The 18,730-nt window shown below is 40.4% G+C and carries 14 protein-coding genes, 2 tRNA genes and 2 pseudogenes; 12 read left to right on the forward strand and 6 right to left on the reverse strand.

All coding sequences use genetic code 11. The features are described from left to right. Both Aba26S_RS17915 and epmB read right to left on the reverse strand, forming a co-directional pair. Nucleotides 1–944, reverse strand: a pseudogene (locus tag Aba26S_RS17915) (GTPase); the annotation flags it as partial. 13 nt (nucleotides 945–957) lie between these two features. After that, nucleotides 958–1,974, reverse strand: coding sequence for an EF-P beta-lysylation protein EpmB (epmB, locus tag Aba26S_RS17920; RefSeq protein ID WP_043973946.1), 1,017 nt, complete (start codon nucleotides 1,972–1,974; stop codon nucleotides 958–960). Nucleotides 1,975–2,060: 86 nt separating this feature from the next. Between epmB and efp the strand changes: the two genes are divergently transcribed. The 8 genes from efp to Aba26S_RS21490 all read left to right on the forward strand — a co-directional run bounded on the left by efp (nucleotide 2,061) and on the right by Aba26S_RS21490 (nucleotide 10,169). Then, nucleotides 2,061–2,630, forward strand: coding sequence for an elongation factor P (gene efp / locus Aba26S_RS17925; protein WP_004652839.1), 570 nt, complete (start codon nucleotides 2,061–2,063; stop codon nucleotides 2,628–2,630). A 461-nt stretch (nucleotides 2,631–3,091) separates the two neighbouring features. Continuing rightward, nucleotides 3,092–5,194, forward strand: coding sequence for a carbon starvation CstA family protein (locus tag Aba26S_RS17930; protein ID WP_043973948.1), 2,103 nt, complete (start codon nucleotides 3,092–3,094; stop codon nucleotides 5,192–5,194). Between the two features lie 2 nt (nucleotides 5,195–5,196). Continuing rightward, nucleotides 5,197–5,499, forward strand: coding sequence for a YbdD/YjiX family protein (locus Aba26S_RS17935; RefSeq protein ID WP_005271805.1), 303 nt, complete (start codon nucleotides 5,197–5,199; stop codon nucleotides 5,497–5,499). A gap of 78 nt (nucleotides 5,500–5,577) precedes the next feature. Further along, nucleotides 5,578–6,537: a MoxR family ATPase gene (locus Aba26S_RS17940; protein WP_043973967.1), complete on the forward strand. Its 960-nt coding sequence runs from the start codon at nucleotides 5,578–5,580 to the stop codon at nucleotides 6,535–6,537. A 14-nt stretch (nucleotides 6,538–6,551) separates the two neighbouring features. Beyond that, nucleotides 6,552–7,469 (forward strand): DUF58 domain-containing protein, encoded by a 918-nt coding sequence (locus Aba26S_RS17945; RefSeq protein ID WP_043973951.1) that lies wholly within the window; start codon nucleotides 6,552–6,554, stop codon nucleotides 7,467–7,469. A 2-nt stretch (nucleotides 7,470–7,471) separates the two neighbouring features. Continuing rightward, nucleotides 7,472–9,445 carry a DUF3488 and transglutaminase-like domain-containing protein gene (locus tag Aba26S_RS17950; RefSeq protein WP_043973969.1) on the forward strand — a complete coding sequence of 658 codons (1,974 nt, stop codon included), beginning with the start codon at nucleotides 7,472–7,474 and terminating at the stop codon, nucleotides 9,443–9,445. 47 nt (nucleotides 9,446–9,492) lie between these two features. Further along, nucleotides 9,493–9,569 (forward strand) — tRNA-Val (locus Aba26S_RS17955). A 372-nt stretch (nucleotides 9,570–9,941) separates the two neighbouring features. Further along, a complete protein-coding gene (locus tag Aba26S_RS21490; protein WP_081408464.1) occupies nucleotides 9,942–10,169 on the forward strand; it encodes a hypothetical protein in 228 nt (75 codons plus the stop codon). 45 nt (nucleotides 10,170–10,214) lie between these two features. On the opposite strand, the gene Aba26S_RS17960 is transcribed toward Aba26S_RS21490, so the two are convergent. After that, a complete protein-coding gene (locus Aba26S_RS17960; RefSeq protein WP_005242973.1) occupies nucleotides 10,215–10,898 on the reverse strand; it encodes a pirin-like bicupin family protein in 684 nt (227 codons plus the stop codon). Between the two features lie 195 nt (nucleotides 10,899–11,093). Further along, nucleotides 11,094–12,437 (reverse strand): argininosuccinate synthase, encoded by a 1,344-nt coding sequence (argG, locus tag Aba26S_RS17965; protein WP_004652848.1) that lies wholly within the window; start codon nucleotides 12,435–12,437, stop codon nucleotides 11,094–11,096. Nucleotides 12,438–12,638: 201 nt separating this feature from the next. Between argG and Aba26S_RS17970 the strand changes: the two genes are divergently transcribed. After that, the gene (locus Aba26S_RS17970) at nucleotides 12,639–12,980 is read left to right on the forward strand and encodes a hypothetical protein (RefSeq protein ID WP_043973956.1); all 342 of its coding nucleotides are present in this window, start codon (nucleotides 12,639–12,641) and stop codon (nucleotides 12,978–12,980) included. 30 nt (nucleotides 12,981–13,010) lie between these two features. On the opposite strand, the gene Aba26S_RS17975 is transcribed toward Aba26S_RS17970, so the two are convergent. Further along, on the reverse strand, nucleotides 13,011–13,862 hold the full coding sequence (locus Aba26S_RS17975; protein WP_043973959.1) for a LysR family transcriptional regulator: 852 nt from the start codon (nucleotides 13,860–13,862) through the stop codon (nucleotides 13,011–13,013). Nucleotides 13,863–14,012: 150 nt separating this feature from the next. On the opposite strand from Aba26S_RS17975, the gene Aba26S_RS17980 reads away from it, so the two are divergent. The 3 genes from Aba26S_RS17980 (at nucleotide 14,013) to Aba26S_RS17990 (ending at nucleotide 17,428) form a co-directional block, all read left to right on the forward strand. Then, entirely contained in the window at nucleotides 14,013–14,930 is a 918-nt protein-coding gene (locus Aba26S_RS17980) for a DMT family transporter (protein WP_043973962.1), read from the forward strand. A 292-nt stretch (nucleotides 14,931–15,222) separates the two neighbouring features. Then, nucleotides 15,223–17,253: an NADPH-dependent 2,4-dienoyl-CoA reductase gene (locus tag Aba26S_RS17985; protein WP_043973964.1), complete on the forward strand. Its 2,031-nt coding sequence runs from the start codon at nucleotides 15,223–15,225 to the stop codon at nucleotides 17,251–17,253. A gap of 85 nt (nucleotides 17,254–17,338) precedes the next feature. Next, nucleotides 17,339–17,428 (forward strand) — tRNA-Ser (locus Aba26S_RS17990). 445 nt (nucleotides 17,429–17,873) lie between these two features. On the opposite strand, the pseudogene Aba26S_RS17995 reads toward Aba26S_RS17990, so the two are convergent. Beyond that, nucleotides 17,874–18,730: pseudogene (locus Aba26S_RS17995) on the reverse strand (hypothetical protein); the annotation flags it as partial.

Genomic DNA, 18,730 nt, shown 5'->3' on the forward strand with positions numbered 1-18,730 from the left:
AAATAAATTTTTTCATTCTTGGAAATGTATTCCGCATTTTTATGCAGTGTCGCCGTGACATGATCCAACAGGCTATGGGTACTGATAAATATGTTTGGATTAAAGCCTGAGCTTTGCTTTTTATTATAAATTGGTGGATGGTCTTTCGTAGTATCTACGACATATTTGGTTAAATCTGTTTCTTTAGATAACACTTGAACCATTTTAGCCCAGTCAAAACTACACTGGAATAAAGCCTGAATTTCAGATTGACGGATTTGATTGGTATTAAAAATATCCATCAAAATCAATTGGGCATAAGCTTGGCTAATGTTGCTAATCGCGCTTGGTTTGCCCTGAGCTTGATCGAGGTTGGTATGCTGGTATTTATGCATGACTGCTGCATCATAGAGTTGATGTGCAATTAGCCATTGCCCTGCAACAGGCTCGCTATACAACATATGTTGTTGATAGAGTAGCTGTGTTAATTGTTGCAGCGATTGAAAGGTGGCAAGTGTTCTTGCCGTTTGCAGGTTCTTCTTTTGATTTAGAGCAAAAATAGAAAACTTTTGCTGATCGAGTTGATCGTTACTACGGCGCACAATATTGATATAGATGGCGGCAAAATAACAACGCAATAACATCGCCAACTCGATGATGTGCTCATTACGGTCTGAACTGATCACACCCTGATTAAAAAAGTTTTTTTCCAGACTGCCCAGAACATTTTCAATAGTCGGGTGTAGAACCTGCACTAAATCAAAGCGCAGGGTTTCAGAACATTCTAATTCACTAAGTTCTAATAAGGCGGCAAATAAAGCCTTCGAAGTATCACCTAACTGCATAATCGACAGGTTTGAGACCCATTCATTCAGACTTTTTGAATTGGTATCACAGAAACTGAGTTTGTCCCGTCTCAAAACTGTTGGAATTTGAAAAATATCCGAAAAAGCATTATTCATCATTGTGTAATCAATCTCAGAACGTTTGAACCCCAAAAAGCGGTGTTTTATTTTTTTCGCCCGCAATTTCCCTGACAAGTTTAGGAACTAAATATCCAGGTAAACTCGCTAATACATCACTGTATATCTGATCTATCTCTGAAGATCTTAAATCAAAATGCTGAGCACCTTTGACTTTATCTAAAACATGAAGGTAATAGGGCATTACTCGTGCTTCAAATAAACGGAGACTCAAGGCATTGAGCGTTTCTGCAGAATCATTCACACCTTTGAGTAGAACCGCCTGATTCAGCACGGTTATATGGTGAAGTGATAACTGCAATAACTTCGAGCAGGTGAAATCATCGAGTTCAGCTGCGTGATTTGAGTGTACCACTACTACAATGCGCAGCCTACTGTTTTTTAATATAGAAATTAGCTCTTCATCAATACGATTCGGGATCACAATCGGAACGCGTGAATGAATTCTCAATATCTTAATCTGAGGGAGAGATGCTAGACGTTCTAACCATAAAGAAATTTTTCGATTATTCAAAGTGAGTGGATCACCACCACTTAAAATCACTTCATTGATTTGTGGATTTTGCTCAATATATTGCTTGATGTTGATCCAGTCGTCATTTTTAGGCAAATTCTCCTGATATGGAAAATGGCGACGGAAACAGTAACGGCAGTGAATTGCACATGCACCTGTTAACGTCAGCAAAAAACGCGATTGATACTTATGTAAAACCCCAGCCATTTGATTGGCCGCTTCTTCGCCGAGTGGGTCGGTGACAAACTCGGGATGTTGTTCCAGCTCCAGATGGTGTGGTAATACTTGTAGCAATAAAGGGTCAAGCGGATCGCCAATGCTCATTTTTCCGACGAATGCACGCGGTACGCGCAATTTAAACTGTTCAGAGGCGAGGATTGCACCTGATAATAGCTGATCGGTAGATAACTCAAGCAGATTTAACAGCTCTAAAGGATCGGTAATTAGATCACTGAGTTGTGATTGCCAGTTTTGCTCTTGATGTAAATAGTTTATCATGCCATACGTAAAAATAGTGTTAGCCGCAGCTGTGTGCTTAGTCTAGCATTAATAGATTTGAGTTTTAAGTTTGGAGTGCGCCTTTCATGGCCTATTATTCTACAAATGATTTTAAAGCAGGCCTTAAGGTTATGCTTGATGGTAACCCATGTTCAATCATGGAAAATGAATATGTAAAACCAGGTAAAGGTCAAGCATTTAACCGTGTGAAATTACGTAACCTTCGCTCTGGTAAAGTATTAGAAAAAACATTTAAATCAGGTGACTCTTTAGAAGCAGCTGATATTGTAGAAGTTGAAATGGATTACCTCTACAACGATGGCGAAATGTGGAACTTCATGGATCCTGTATCTTTCGAGCAAATCGCTGCTGATAAAACAGCAATGGGTGATGCTGCGAAATGGTTAAAAGATGATTCTAATGAAAAATGTACGATTATGTTGTTCAATGGCGTACCTTTAACTGTAAGCCCACCGAACTTCGTTGTACTCAAAATTGTTGAGACTGATCCAGGTGTGCGTGGTGATACTTCTGGCGGTGGCGGTAAGCCTGCGAAACTTGAAACAGGTGCTGTGGTACGTGTTCCATTATTCGTACAGCAAGAAGAAAGTGTTCGTGTAGACACGCGTACGGGTGATTACCTAGAGCGTGCATAATTGTGAATGAGTGGCCGAGCTACTCAAGATATACAATTATCGAAGGGATGATTAAACAATCATCCCTTTTTTTATGCCAAAGTATTAGATAAATAATTGTAGCTAGAAGGTAAACTTACAAAGATATTTCTTCTACAGAAAATATGGAAAGGGAAATCTAATAGGGTTTGTTGACATTTCAACCATGCATGCGTTATCGGCTAAAACGAGATAAACAAGGCATGAAACGCAGGCAATGGAGATACCCTTGTCAAGTTTCATAACGCAGTTTAGGGAAGTTTTAGCCATAACCTTACGGGACAGGGACATTTTTTGATGCCACTACGTTATATTTTATTTATTTAGAATAGCTAAATGGCATAAAACATGCCTTGTGCCATCTATAAAATGTCCTCTGTCGCATGCATCTGTGAAATATCAACAGACCCTAGCCACGCGTTATGTATTGAGAGGTTTTTTGAATGGAGACAACACAAGCAAAGTCATCACTTCCCTCAAAACTCCTATGGAGTTTGGTTGCCATTGTTGGGGCAATTTCATTTGGGATTTTGGCGGTTAGTCGTGGTGAGCATGTCAATGCAGTCTGGTTGGTTCTTGCGGCGGTCTGTGTATATAGCATTGCATATCGGTTCTATAGTTTATTTATTGCAAACAAAGTTTTTGAATTAAATCCCAAACGGTTAACACCAGCTCATCGTCTTGCCGATGGTCTGGATTATGTTCCAACCAATAAATACGTTTTATTTGGACATCACTTTGCTGCGATTGCAGGTGCTGGTCCTTTGGTTGGGCCGATTCTAGCAGCGCAAATGGGTTATTTACCCGGGACGATCTGGCTTTTGGTCGGGGTGGTGATTGCTGGTGCGGTGCAGGATTTTCTGGTTCTATTTATTTCAACACGACGTGATGGTCGTTCTTTGGGAGAAATGGCTAAGCAGGAACTGGGTACCTTTGCGGGTGTGATTGTCATGCTTGGTACATTGGGTGTGATGATCATTATCCTTGCAGTGCTTGCATTGGTTGTGGTCAAGGCACTGGCACATAGCCCATGGGGGGTATTTAGTATTGCAGCTACCATTCCAATCGCGCTATTCATGGGCATTTACATGCGTTATCTGCGCCCAGGAAAAATTGCAGAGGTATCAATCATTGGTTTTGTACTAATGATGGCTGCAATTGTCTATGGGGGTGATGTTGCAAAAGATCCATATTGGGGGCAGTTATCTACCCTGAGTGGTACCCAGTTGACATGGGCCTTGATTATTTATGGTTTTATCGCGTCAGTTTTACCTGTTTGGTTGTTATTAGCACCACGTGATTATCTTTCCACTTTCCTAAAAATCGGTGTAATTGCAGGTTTGGCGATCGGGATTATCTTTGCGATGCCTGATTTGAAAATGCCAGCGGTGACGCATTTCATTGATGGCACAGGGCCTGTATTTGCAGGTAGTTTATTTCCTTTCTTATTTATTACCATTGCCTGTGGTGCCATCTCGGGCTTCCATGCCTTGGTGGCTTCAGGGACAACGCCAAAACTGGTCGATAACGAAGTCAATATTCGTATGATTGGTTATGGTGGGATGCTCATGGAATCCTTTGTCGGGATCATGGCCATGATCTGTGCAACGGTACTTGATCCAGGTGTCTATTTTGCGATTAATGCACCTGCGGCAGTTCTGGGCACAACGGTTGATACTGCTGCGGAAGCAGTACGTAACCTTGGTTTTGTCGTTAGTCCTGAAATGCTGACCTTGTTGGCGCAAGAAGTGGGCGAGAGCTCAATTCTATCACGCACAGGTGGTGCACCAACTTTCGCGATTGGTATGGCGCACATCATTTCGGAAATTTTCAATAGCCGTTCAATGATGGCATTCTGGTATCACTTTGCCATTCTATTTGAAGCCTTATTCATTTTAACTGCGGTAGATGCAGGAACACGTGCCTGTCGTTTCATGGTTCAAGATACAGTCGGTATTGTGGTACCAGCGGTAAAACAATCTAGTTCATTTGTGGGTAATTTGATTGGAACGTTTGTGGCCGTTGCAGGTTGGGGTTTCTTTGTCTATCAAGGTGTTGTTGATCCATTAGGCGGGATTAACTCCTTGTGGCCATTATTCGGTATCGGTAACCAGATTCTTGCCTCTATGGCGTTGATTTTGGGGACAGTTATTCTATTTAAGATGAAGAAAGAGAAGTATGTGTGGGTCACCATTGTCCCGACTATTTTCTTGTTCATTACCTCAATGACTGCAGGCTGGCAGAAGATTTTCCATGAAAATCCGAAGATTGGCTTTTTGGCACAAGCAAACCGTTTCTCGGATGCGATTGCGCGTGGTGAAGTGCTTGCACCAGCCAAAACCGTGGCTGAAATGCAGACCATTGTGATGTCGAACCAGATCAACGCTGCGTTGTGTGGGTTCTTTATGATTGTTGCAATCGTGATGGTGATTGCTTCGATTGGCATCGTACGCCGTGCTTTGGCAAGTCCAACGCCTACTGCCAATGAAGCGCCTGCAGTTTATTCAGAAACACCGATGACTGCGAATAGCATCAAAGGAGAGTAAGTATGGACTTTAAAATTGCCCGACAAGGTGGTTCAGTGATTGTGAAGATCATTAAATTCACCATCATGTCACAGAAGCATTTGCTATTGTCACCGAAGAATTGGTCACGTATCGCCGTACTGTGGCAACGTTTACAGCAAAGTTTTCGTCTCATGGTTGGTGTGCCTGATTATGAAACCTATGTCGAGCATATGAAAGCACATCATCCTGATCTAACCCCCATGGATGCCAAGACTTTTTATCGTCATTGTATCGATGCGCGTTATCCTTCAGCGGGCGGCAATATGAAAAAATGTCCTTGCTAGAAATCAATTGATTTCGTTGAAAAAAAAGCAAAACAGTGTATGTTGAAGCATGCACTGTTTTATTTTGGGGAGAATATGATGTGGGGCATGGGTCAGACTTCGGTTCAGGACAAAAAACAGCAAAATCAGTCATTAGAACAAGATATTAAAAGTTTTGCACAGAAGATTGAGCACTTTTTAATTGAAGTGAATCAGCTGATTTTAGATAAACCTCAGCAAACTAAATTGGCTTTGACCTGTCTATTGGCAGGTGGGCATGTACTGTTTGAGGATCTACCAGGATTGGGTAAAACCACTTTGGCCAGTGCTCTGGCACGTCTGGCAGGATTGCATTTTCAACGGATTCAATTCACCAATGATATGTTGGCCAGTGATGTCATCGGCATCAATATTTTTAATCAAAAAGAACATGTGTTTGAGTTTAAGCAGGGACCGGTGTTTACTCAGATCTTACTTGCGGATGAAATTAACCGCTGTAGTCCTAAGACCCAAAGTGCGTTACTCGAAGCGATGGAAGAAGGTGCAGTGACTGTAGATGGGATACATTATGCGTTACCACAACCTTTCTGGGTACTGGCAACGCAAAACCCACTATTTCAAAGCGGAACCTATGCATTACCAGAGTCTCAACTTGACCGCTTTCTGATGCGTTTGTCACTAGGCTATCCATCTCGTCAGGCAGAAAAGTTACTGTTGCAGCAAAGCTCTCGCCAAGTGCTGATTCATCAATTAGATGCCGTGTTTAATCAAGCTGATATCTTACATTTACGTGAGTTAGCAAAGCAGGTTTTCCTCAGTGATGCAGTACTTAACTATATTCTGGATCTCGCTGCTGAAACACGTAAGCAACGTCATGGGCTGTCTACACGTGGTGTACTTGCACTGAAGGCAGCAGCGCAAGCTTATGCCTTGGTTGAGGGGCGCAGTTTTGTCACGACTGATGATGTGCAAACCGTATTTGTCGCTGTTACGGCGCATCGTATGAGTTTGGGTGAAGCCGAGGTACAACAACTTTTGCAGTCGGTTGAAGCATTGTAAGCGAGTGTAGGCATATGCAAACTGGATTCAAACAGCAGCTTAGCCAATGGATTGCCAAACGCTTTCAGGTGGGTGTCAGTAAAACGCTACGACAAAAAGATGTACTGGTTTTTATCTATAAGCAAGGCTTTTTATATTTAATCCTGATTCTGATTACCTTTATTGCAGGGATTAACTATGCCAATAACCTGATTTTAGGATTTTGTTTTTTAATCAGCGCCATTTTGTGTATCAGTTTTTATCTGACCTTTAAACAATTACATGCTTTGCAAATCGATGTTGTGATACCTGAGGTTGGGCAAGTCAATCAAACACTCATTTTAAAGCTCGTATTTAAGCAGCCTGTCAGTTCAGCACGTTATTTGAGAATCCAGTGGCAAACTCAAGAGCAACTTGTTTATCTAGACCAGACTCAACACAGTATTGAACTGCCTGTTGTTGTTGCGGTACGCGGACACTATGAATTTGAGACCATTAAAATTTATTCAACTTACCCTTTGGGCTTAGTGCGGGCTTGGACTTATTTATCGCCAAAACAAAAAATATGGATTGCACCCAAAGCTTATGATTGGCAAAAAGAACATAAAAGCCAACCGACTTCTGCACATGATCGTCTGGATGAATTTAAGGAGCTCAGAGGCTTTCAACAAGGCGATTCTTATCAGAATGTGGCTTGGAAACAGGTGGCGCGTGGGCAGGGTTTTTTGATCAAAATGTTTGAGGCTCAGGCTAGTCATCAACATTTAGAAATTGATTACCAACAGATTCCAGCACAAGGTCATGAAGAAAAATTAAGTTTTATGATGGGCTTGGTCGAACAATGCGAACAATTGGGTGATGATTATGCCTTGATTTTACCGCATGCACGTTTGGAAAGTGGGCAAGGGCAGGTTCAGTTGATTAAAGCAAAACTTTTATTGGCGCAGGCTTAATGATGACGCAACAAATCTATTTCTGTGTCTTAGCTGTCTTGGCGCTGGCGTTGCTTGGGCAGACTGCTTTCGCACCTGCTGCTTTAACTGGATTATGGGCGGTGATCTGGCTGCTATTGGTTCGGAGATATCGTAAACAGAGCTGGGCACCTTTTCCTAAATGGTTTTTGATGATCTTTATTCTATTGTGTTTAGGTGTCGTTTATATCAATTATCAAACAATCCTTGGGGTTGAAGCGGGCGTCGCCTTTTTAAGCACCTGTTTATTTGCCAAATGTTTAGAAGCGAAAAACACACGTGATTTATTAATCATCTTTAATTTTGCCTTATTCGTCAGTGCGAGTTTGCTGTTACATAGCCAAGCATTTTGGATGGCTATGATTGTCTTTGCTACATTTGTGATGTGTTTAGTCGGCTTGTATCGAATCCAGACGGGATTATTTAATCAAAATAAATTGTCATCCAGTCAACTGAAGCAAGATGTTAAACAAATTCTTAAATTTGTTGGAATCGCAATTCCTTTCTTTCTAATTCTATTTATCTTTTTTCCTCGTTTACCACCACTCTGGGCGGTTCCAATTCAAGGTAATCAAGCCACTACAGGGATGAGTGATCGCATGTCACCAGGAGATATTGCTCAATTATCACAGTCTTCGGCTTTGGCCTTTCGGATTGTAGCTAATATGTCGCAATTTCCAAATCGATCTGAGCTGTACTGGCGAGCTTTGGTGTTGGATCAATATGATGGCAGTACATGGACCAGTAGTGACTTTAATCAACAGATTAAAAATGTGCAGTCCGCACCACGGAGTGTGCCTTATCAATATTTATCGGCAGATGAGCAAGCCAACTGGATTATGGGGTTGGAATACTCGATTCCACAGGAGCGCTATTTGCAGTTGTATCAAGACAATAGTATTCGCCCGACTAAATTGGTTAAGCGCAATGTACCGATACCAATGTTGTGGTTAGGACCTAACTCGGGGGAAGCAATTTCCCTACAATCACGTCAACTTGAGTTAAATCTCAAATTTGACTCGAATCGTGATGAAAAAGCACAGCAATTGGCACATCAGCTTTTTGAACAGAGCCAAAAGCAACCTGAAAAATATCTACAATCTGTGCTTTCTTGGTACCGAAAAAGTGGCTTTGTGTATACCTTAACACCAGGTACTTTAGGTGGCGATCGTATTGATCAGTTTTTGTTTTCCAGTCGCAAAGGTTTTTGTGAACACTACGCCTCAAGTTTTGTCATGCTAATGCGTTACGCTGGTATTCCAGCACGAGTGGTAATCGGTTATCAAGGTGGGCAATTAGCACTTGATGGGCAGAGTTGGGAAGTACGCCAGTTAGATGCACATGCATGGAGTGAGGTTTATCTTGATGGTAAATGGAAAAGAATTGACCCCACCGCAATGATTGCGCCGCAACGAATTGATACAGGCATGCAAAATTATCTGGCACAAGACCAGACGGTATGGGGAAATGAAAGCAAGGCTTGGCGTTTACAACAGTTTAAGTTTTTAAAAAATATGCGGGTTTGGAGTGACTACTTAAGCTATCAATGGCAAAGCAAAGTCGTAGGCTACGATGTAGAGAAGCAGAAAAACTGGTTGTCCCGACTCGGTTTGGATTCAAGTTATACTTATGTAATTGTTTTGATTGCAGGCACTGGTACGATTTTAGTGATCTATGTGGGGGGGTATTGGTGGAGACAAACGCGACAGCAGGCAGATTATCAAAGAGCGGTATTTAAGTTTCAAAAGCAGTTGCCTAAACATTTGCATAAACAACCCGCAGAGACTTTTCAGGTCTGGATACAGCGTTTAGCAGATCAGGTTCAAGACAAACAGGTATTTGAACAAACGATTGTGTTATATCAACAAATTGTTTTTTTAGAGCAAAAAGATAGCGGAAATATTCAAGAATTTAAGCGCTTGCTTAAAGACTGTGCGATTGCACTAAAACAGTCGTAAAAAAACTTGTGAAGCTCATAAAAAATGAATATTATGCTTCTCATTCTAGGTGTATAGCTCAGTTGGTTAGAGCGCTACGTTGACATCGTAGAGGTCTCCAGTTCGAGTCTGGATATACCTACCAAGATTTTTAAGTTTATAGCTTCGAATGAAGTGAAGAAAACTCCAAAGCCCTGAGTCGAAAAGATTTGGGGCTTTTTTTATTATAGCCTAATCTTTAGAGAATAATGCTACTTGACCCAACCCACTGTTGGTGCTAATTTAAACAATAAGGAAGTCATATACTATTTGGGATTTAAGAGAAATCTTGCCTAAATGAACAAAGATATGATGACCTGAATACACAGCTAACAACGAACGAAACGGTTTAAATCGTTTTTAAAAATGTTCAAGGTTGTAGAAAAGCCCGTTAATCGGGCTTTTTTAATGCCGATTATTCTTGGATAAAATTAAGCTATAGTGTGAAATAAAGATTGGGTCACAATAGGGGATAGTGATGCTGATGTTTATTCTTTTAGTTATTTTGATTGGTCTCGTTTTATTGTTTTTCTTTGCAAAGAACACTGGCACTACACCAGATTCTTCTGATTATAACCATTCATATTCTTCGACCACATCTAGCGGCGACTCATTTCAAGATAATGATGATAGACGCATGGATAATTGTAGTTTTAATACTGAATCAAATTCAGATTCAAACAGTTGTGATAGTAGTAATGATTAAAAAGCTTGTACCTCTTGAGGTTAAGAGGTACAAGTTAAACCGAGTTTAAGGAAGGTCAAACCAAATCATTTGACTGTCTTGCAATGCAGTAATGGTTGCAGTCTCATCAAACAATAATGCATCACCTGCTTTTACCAAATGATCGGCAATCATCACTTCACCTGAAATCACATGCACATAGTTGACTTTTTTCCGTGCTGTAATCTCTAAATGCAGATCTTTCTCAATCACTGCAGTTTTCACTTCAGCATTTTGGCGAATCGACATCGGTGCAGATTCATCACCTGCGATCAAGTGCCATTGGTTTGGATGATCTTTCGGATTGAGTTGAATTTGCTGATAGGTTGGTTCGGCATCTTGCACATTGGGTTGAATCCAAATTTGTAACAGATGCACCGCTTTATCATGCTTGTTCATTTCACTGTGGGTGACCCCAGTTCCAGCGCTCATCAACTGCCATTCACCGGCATTGATCTGGCCTTCATTGCCCATGCTGTCTTTATGTGAAATGGTGCCATCAAGTACACAGGTCAAGATTTCCATATTGTCATGGGGATGGGTACCGAAACCATTATGTGCAGCAACCGTATCATCGTTGATCACACGTAGCGCACTGACACCCATATATTTCGGGTTGTACCAGCTACCAAATGAAAAGCTATGATAGGTATCTAACCAACCTGCTTTGACATGACCACGGTTTTCACTACGATGTAGATAAGCATTCATCTTTCATCTCCCAAATTATTATGTATTGCTTAATGGTTATATTATCGATTCATAATAGGGATAAATAGTCTTTTAATGCGACGTATTGTTCTATAAATGCGATGATTCAATCATCTCTATTTTCTTTGATAAAATAAAAAAGGCTGAATAAAAATATTCAGCCTTTTCAAAATAGTAAACTAATTTACTAATCTTTTATTTTGATTTGTTTTCCAATTGAGGAATTGCAGAACCTTGACCAACTGCAAGCAAACCTGTTTCAGTATAGATACCCAATTTTGCACGGGTATCGGTAATGTCAAGGTTACGCATAGTTAACTGACCGATACGATCCATTGGCGTAAACATTGAATCACCTTTCTCCATAGTTAAACGCTCAGCTTCATACGTGAGGTTAGGAGATTCTGTGTTCATGATGGTGTAGTCATTACCACGGCGTAATTCTAAAGTCACAGTACCTGTAATGGCTTTAGCAACCCAACGTTGTGACGTTTCACGAAGCATGAGCGCTTGTGAGTCGAACCAGCGGCCTTGGTAAAGTAGGCGACCTAAACGTAAACCGTTAATGCGATATTGTTCAATGGTATCTTCGTTATGAATACCCGTCACCAAACGCTCATAAGCGATATGTAACAAAGCCATACCCGGTGCTTCATAGATACCACGAGATTTCGCTTCGATGATACGGTTTTCGATTTGGTCAGACATCCCTAGACCATGACGACCGCCGATACGGTTTGCTTCTAAAATGAATTCAACTGGATCTTCGATACGTTGACCATTCAGTGCCACTGGCATACCTTGTTCAAAAGTAATGCTCACTTCTTCAGGCTGGATTTCAACGTCGTCTTTCCAGAACGCAACGCCCATGATTGGGTCTACGATTTTGATACCAGCATTTAAATATTCTAAATCTTTGGCTTCGTGCGTCGCACCCAACATATTCGAGTCAGTTGAATACGCCTTTTCTTTTGACATTTTATAGTCAAAACCATTGTCGATTAAGAATTGCGACATTTCGGCACGGCCGCCTAACTCATCAATAAAGGTTTGGTCTAACCAAGGCTTATAGATTTTGAGGGCAGGGTTGGTCAATAAACCATAACGATAGAAACGCTCAATATCGTTACCTTTATAAGTCGAGCCGTCGCCCCAAATGTTGACGTCATCTTCTTTCATCGCGGTAACAAGCATGGTACCTGTTACTGCACGACCTAAAGGTGTGGTATTGAAGTAAGGTACACCACCAGTGCTGATATGGAATGCACCACATTGAATTGCAGCAATCCCTTCAAGTGCAAGTTGTAAACGACAATCGATTAATCGAGCTTTGACTGCGCCGTACTGTTCAGCTTTTTTTGGAATAGCATCATAGTCATCTTCATCAGGCTGGCCCAGATTTGCAGTATATGCATAAGGCTCTGCGCCTTTCTGTTTCATCCATAATAAAGCTGCTGAAGTGTCTAAACCACCAGAGAAGGCAATCCCAACTTTTTTACCTACTGGTACATGCTGCAAGATCGTTGCATTATCAGTCATTGCTAGTCCTAACTATTTCGAAATAGGCACCCTAATACATCGGTGACCAAAGAGAATTTATACGCTCAGTACTATATCACTTTTCAAATCAATTTTTTTTCTGTTGGGAAAGGAATTCTTTTTTTTTCATTTGAAAAATAGATTAACATCAGAAAAATATAAAGTTTTACGATAAGATGATAGAAAAGGGTAAATAAAAATATGGTGGTTGATCAAAATCAAACTCTTTCAACGTTACATAAAATGGTGGCAATTGCCGTAATCGCGCTTCTCATCTATAAAGTTGTTTATCGTTTTTATGAGAATATTCCTCAATATTCGATTGGGAGTTTCTTGGGGGTATTTGCTTTAGTTTTTGTTCATTTTGTATGTGCAAGAAGTGTGAAAACTGGGAGTACAAGCAGCCAGTTTGGATCAATCTTTATGACCGTATTTATGCTCAATAACTTTCCAGTAGGAACCGTTCTTGGGGTGCTGATGTTATATTTCTCTATATTTAAGTGGGAGAAACAGCCTATATTTAAAGTCCCTGTGATTGATTAGCATTGTTCATTTTGTAAAGCCGAACTTGTATCAAAGCGAATCATTTAAGCCAATAAATTGTTTCTCAATCGGGGTAAACACATGATCATGGCGTGTAATCAGATAGAGCCCGATATCCCGATACTGCTCAGGCGTTTCCCGATAATATTGAATGTTATATTTTTCGATCAATGATTTGGCAATCATCGAGATGCCCATACCCAATTGGGTAAAATGAATTAAGGCTTCATGATCATAAATATGAGTGAGTTCACCTTTTTTAAGCTTATAGTCTGTGTAGATACTATCTAAGGTTGTGGCATAGCAGCATTGCTCAGACGCCAGCAAGATATTTTGATGATTCAGACATTCCTCCAGACTATCATGGTTGATCATGTTTTTACCGATAATGACCAGTTGATCTTCTGCCTTTTGAATATATTGTAGATTTCTATGTTTAGGATGTCCCAGGGCATAGGCAATATCCAGATTGCCCGCTAAAATCTCATCCTCGATGTAACCTGTTGGACCTGTCTTCATGGTAATCGAAAGGTCAGGATAGGCTTCATAGAGCTGGCTAAAAGAGGGGTAAAAACGCATACCGCCTAGACTGGTATTGGTGCCAAAGCGCAGTACATTTTCTTGTTGATAGATTTTATTTTCAGTTTCTTCCCACGTAAAAATCATTTTTTTGTATTGAGTATACAAATTCATGCCTGATTCAGTCAGTTCCACACCTTTGGGCTTGCGGATGAACAATTGGCGTTTATAGTGATTTTCAATCTTTTTTATTTTGGCAGTCATATTAGACTGCAAATAATTGAGCTTATTAGCCGCAGCGGTAATGCTTTTTAGCTCTGCCACAGTCACAAAAGATCGGATATCGCTAATATCAATATTCACGGCAACTCCTCAATATCTCAGCCATTCAAGAACAGCATGCAAAATCAGATTAGCATCAAAAAAAATGATGTATCTATTAAAACATAACATTATTCATGATGTCATTTGTTTTATACACTAAGCAGACTTTCTAGCGGTTGAGTAGCAAATGTGAATATTCGAGTCGTCAGTGCAATTGCATTACTGTGTTTGGTCTGGGGTTCGTTATGGGGCTTGGTCAAGCATAGTTTACAAGTTTTCCCAGCATTCTTATTTATTTCTACGCGATTGATTTTAGCGGCATTAACCTTGATGCTAGTGCAACGGATTTTAAAAAAATCTATTTTGCCACAGCCCGCTGAGTGGAAGCCTTTGGTCATTTTAAGCATGTTGATCTGTTTTGGTTTCTATGCCACCCAGACTTTTGCCATGCAATTTGTAGATTCAGGTTTATCTGCTGTACTGGTTTTTACCATGCCAATTTTTATTGGGGTATTGGCACATTACTTCTTAAATGAACGATTGAATCAGCAGAAAGTTATTGGACTGGTTCTTGGAGCATTGGGATTGATCGCAATTCTCTGGCCGCAACTGCATCATGTGCATCTGAATATGTCATTGCTAGGACAAGTATTATTGATTGGTTCAGGGTTCTTTTGGGCATTATCGACCGTTTTTATCAAAAAGAATTTTGCGAGTTATGACAAAATCAAGTTGACCATTTGGCAGCTTTTGCTGGGTGGCAGTCTCATGTTCATCATGGCTTTATGCTTTGAACCTGTTGATGCTCAAGTTTGGTTGAATCCTTTAAATGAATCAGCACTGTTTTATATTGCAGTGATTGGAACTGGTTTTGCATTTGTGCTTTGGAACTGGATTGTCAGTCAGGTGGATACCTTTGTGGCTTCGATCTCAATTATGTGTATTCCAATTTTGAGTCTGTTTTTTGGCTCTTTGATCTGGCATGAGCCTTTAAGCTTAAACATCTTGATCGGTGCGGTGTTGATCTGTTTGGGAATCGTGATGAGTTCTTTAAAAATGAAAGTACAAAAAGATCCTCTTGCTTATTCAGGTCATCAGCAGCATTGATTTGCTTTTATATTAGTATTTGATTGGAGAAATAGTCATTTTATTCCTTAAGTGAGACTGGAATGATTTAAGTTTGCACCTCAAAGCAGCCATAGCAATATGGCTGCTTTTTTATGTTTGGTTTTATTAGATTGCAATGCTTAATAGACAGCATGAAGATGCTTGTTATCGCTGTTGAAGCTGAATTGACACTTTCAACCATTAAATTTTTATCTAGGGTCATCCCAAATCAACAAAAAAGTATTAAAGTACTATGCAACAAGTTGCAAAGCCAAAATTAAGAAGGAATATCATGACTAGCTATGCAAATATCTTAAAACCATTACATTTAGGTTTTACCACCATTAAAAATCGCGTGGTAATGGGTTCAATGCACTCAGGTTTAGAAGATCGTTTCTTTAACTATCCAAAGCTCGCTGCTTATTTTGGTGAACGGGCGAAGGGTGGGGTTGGCTTAATTATTACTGGAGGTATTTCTCCAAACCGTCAAGGTTGGTTACTCCCTGCTGGCGGAACCATGAATAGCTTGGCAGATATTCCTCATCATCGTCTTGTGACTCACGCAGTGCATAAGCATGGTGCAAAAATCTTGATGCAAATCCTGCATTCTGGCCGCTATGGTTATCACCCATTTTCAGTGTCATCATCCCCAATTCAGGCGCCGATCAATCCCTTTAAACCGCGTCAGATGTCGGATTCTCAAATTTTGGCAACCATTGAGGATTATGCCCGTTGTGCAAGCTTGGCAAAAAAAGCAGGCTACGATGGCGTAGAAATCATGGGTTCAGAAGGTTATTTAATTAACCAGTTCCTGAGCAGTCATGTCAACAAACGTACTGACCGTTGGGGCGGCGATATTGAAAATCGTATGCGCTTCCCTGTAGAGATTGTCAAAGCGATCCGGGCCAAAGTCGGTGAAAAATTCATTATCGCATTCCGTCTCTCTTTGCTTGATCTGGTGCATGACGGCAATACCATGCAAGAAGTGATCGTGGTTGCTAAAGCATTAGAGAAAGCAGGGATTACGTTGCTTAATACAGGGATTGGCTGGCATGAAGCCCGTGTACCTACGATTGTGACTTCAGTGCCACGTGCCGCATTCGTCGACTATACCGCAGCGGTAAAACAGCATGTATCAGTTCCTGTGATTGCCTCCAACCGTATCAATATGCCTGATGTTGCTGAAGAGATTATTGCTTCTGGCAAGGCTGATATGGTGCAAATGGCGCGCCCATTCTTGGCAGATGCTTATTGGGTGAATAAGACGGCTACCAATCGTGTGGATGAAATCAATACCTGTATCGCATGTAACCAAGCCTGTCTGGATCATGCATTTAAGAATGAACGTGTCAGCTGTTTGGTCAATCCACAGGCTTGTCATGAAACAGAACTGGTTTATATCAAAACTAAAAAACCAAAACGTATTGCCGTTGTCGGCGGTGGTGTCGCTGGGATGTCAGCTGCAACTGTGGCTGCAAGCCGTGGTCACGCCGTAACGCTGTTTGAAGCCAATCATGATGTCGGCGGTCAGTTTAATTTAGCCAAGGTCGTTCCTGGGAAAGAAGAATTCCATGAAACGATTCGTTATTTTAAAGTGCAGTTGAAACAGACAGGTGTAGATGTCCGTTTGAATACACGTGTAAGTCGCGAGCAGTTAGAACGTGAAGGTTTTGACGAAGTGGTTGTTGCAACAGGAGTTGTACCGCGCGCATTAAAAATTCAAGGCAGTACCGCACCTCAAGTGTTGTCATATGCAGAAGTATTACGCGGTGCAGAAGTGGGGCATAAAGTCGCCGTGATTGGTGCAGGCGGGATTGGCTTTGACGTATCAGAGTTCCTGTTAAAACCACCACATCAACCTCAGCCACAACCTTTAGCTGAATGGCAACGTGAGTGGGGGGTTGATCCAGATCCTAACTATATCTCTGAAGGCGGGATGCAGCGTCCAGAAGTTGAAGTTCCAGTGCGTCAGATCTATTTATTGCAGCGTAAAACCACACCGCTTGGGATTGGTCTGGGTAAGACCTCGGGTTGGGTACATCGTGCACAGTTGAAAAAGCATGCGGTACGTATGTTGCGTGGTGTGCAGTATAAAGCCGTGACCGATGAGGGCTTATGGGTTGAACATAATGGTCATGATCAATTATTGCGTGTAGATACCATTGTCGTATGCGCAGGGCAAGAGTCGGTGAAGGATCTCATGCCTAAAGACGGTGAAAATACTTCAGCGAATTACCATATTATTGGTGGTGCCAAGCTCGCTGCGGAGCTTGATGCCAAGCGTGCAATCCGAGATGGTGCTGAATTAGCCGCAAAACTCTAAAATTGATGAAACATTATGCATTTGAATACATTGCAGTTAAATTTCTCTTGTATAAAGAGGGCAAGCTTTGTATTCTTACGCACATGGAAGCGTGGCAGAGCGGTTTAATGCACCGGTCTTGAAAACCGACGAGGGTGTGAGTCCTCCGTGAGTTCGAATCTCACCGCTTCCGCCAAATATTTAAATAAGCCCTTGTTTTTACAAGGGCTTGTTTTTTATCTATGATTTTACCCCTCAACCTACCCCTCATCAAACATTGGATTAGGTGATATCTAAAGAGACATCTTTTTACTTATTTGGACATCATATTAGTTGAAAGAAAATTTCTAGTAGAATTCCAAACTGATTTTAAGGTGGGGAATTTTGCAAATATCCACTTTGGTCTTATGCTTGAATGGTCTGTTGTATTTGGTTTTTTACTGTTGCTTATCTTTACTTTCATCTTGGATGAGTTTTCTTGATCTTATACATTCTGTTTATGAGATTTTATCGATTCATAATTATGGGCAGACTGTAAAAAAATAAATCTACCCATATTCTTTAGATGCTTGTAAGTGATGTTAAACCCATAAATTTGATGATACTGGTATATCATACGGACTGTTAAGTTGTCTGCATCCTTACAGATTGATGATCTCATATAAATTTTCTGGTGATAAATTTTTCACCATATCATTTAGACCTTTACTTAGACTTGCTTTACTAAATGTATGTTCATAAAGTATGTCCCTCATACCACAAGTGATAAATATTGTTGCTTTTTTAGGCTTTATGGTTTTTATATCTTTATCATTTTCAAGTAATTCATAAAGCGTTTGGAACAAATCGGAAAAATAATCCATGCCTGTATGATTGATTGAGTTGCGACGATCTTGATTGATAGCATTCTCAATTATAGTTTGGTTTGCAGAGCCGTGAATTTCACTTAGCATAAATTTAGAATAATTCGCTGATTCAAACTGCTGGATGTTACCCTTGTTGATCTTTGTTTCAAAAATTTTATCGTAGTAAATCAGGCTGATTAGCGCAGTAAGAATTGCATCAGCTCTTTTGAGTACTTCAAGTGAATTTGCACAATCATCTAAAATGATGCTCAAGCTATGAATTTTTTCAGAAACCTTATTGTCAATAATAGGCTGGGCATCTGTCCCATTTCTCTGATTATCTAATCTTGTAGCCATAAATTCATGTATAAATTTACTTAAAAGCACAGGCAGATTGCTAACATCCTCTTCTAGATTTAGATGAAGATTTATGAACTTTGAAGGTGGCAAATTGGCATCTAACGGAGAGCATCCAATAAATGATTTTGGGGACTTCTGTAGTGGTGTACCATAAATTTTCAATCCTTTAATTGCATTCCTAACTTCGTGATATGAAGGGACTTGAGTTATATTTGTGCCTTTTATATCTTTGCTATTCTTAAAATTATGATATTCAATATAAATTTTAAGATAATCCAAAAATAGAGATTTAA

The organism is Acinetobacter sp. NBRC 110496 (assembly GCF_000876115.1).
Classification (GTDB): Bacteria; Pseudomonadota; Gammaproteobacteria; order Pseudomonadales; family Moraxellaceae; genus Acinetobacter.

Bases quoted from the DNA above. Each gene is read 5' to 3' on its own strand.
- efp (WP_004652839.1), top strand. From the start codon at position 2,061: ATGGCCTATTATTCTACAAATGATTTTAAAGCAGGCCTTAAGGTTATG.
- Aba26S_RS17985 (WP_043973964.1), top strand. From the start codon at position 15,223: ATGACTAGCTATGCAAATATCTTAAAACCATTACATTTAGGTTTTACC.
- Aba26S_RS17960 (WP_005242973.1), bottom strand. From the start codon at position 10,898: ATGAATGCTTATCTACATCGTAGTGAAAACCGTGGTCATGTCAAAGCA.
- Aba26S_RS17940 (WP_043973967.1), top strand. From the start codon at position 5,578: ATGTGGGGCATGGGTCAGACTTCGGTTCAGGACAAAAAACAGCAAAAT.
- epmB (WP_043973946.1), bottom strand. From the start codon at position 1,974: ATGATAAACTATTTACATCAAGAGCAAAACTGGCAATCACAACTCAGT.
- Aba26S_RS17945 (WP_043973951.1), top strand. From the start codon at position 6,552: ATGCAAACTGGATTCAAACAGCAGCTTAGCCAATGGATTGCCAAACGC.
- Aba26S_RS17935 (WP_005271805.1), top strand. From the start codon at position 5,197: ATGGACTTTAAAATTGCCCGACAAGGTGGTTCAGTGATTGTGAAGATC.
- Aba26S_RS17950 (WP_043973969.1), top strand. From the start codon at position 7,472: ATGACGCAACAAATCTATTTCTGTGTCTTAGCTGTCTTGGCGCTGGCG.
- Aba26S_RS17970 (WP_043973956.1), top strand. From the start codon at position 12,639: ATGGTGGTTGATCAAAATCAAACTCTTTCAACGTTACATAAAATGGTG.
- Aba26S_RS21490 (WP_081408464.1), top strand. From the start codon at position 9,942: ATGCTGATGTTTATTCTTTTAGTTATTTTGATTGGTCTCGTTTTATTG.
- argG (WP_004652848.1), bottom strand. From the start codon at position 12,437: ATGACTGATAATGCAACGATCTTGCAGCATGTACCAGTAGGTAAAAAA.
- Aba26S_RS17930 (WP_043973948.1), top strand. From the start codon at position 3,092: ATGGAGACAACACAAGCAAAGTCATCACTTCCCTCAAAACTCCTATGG.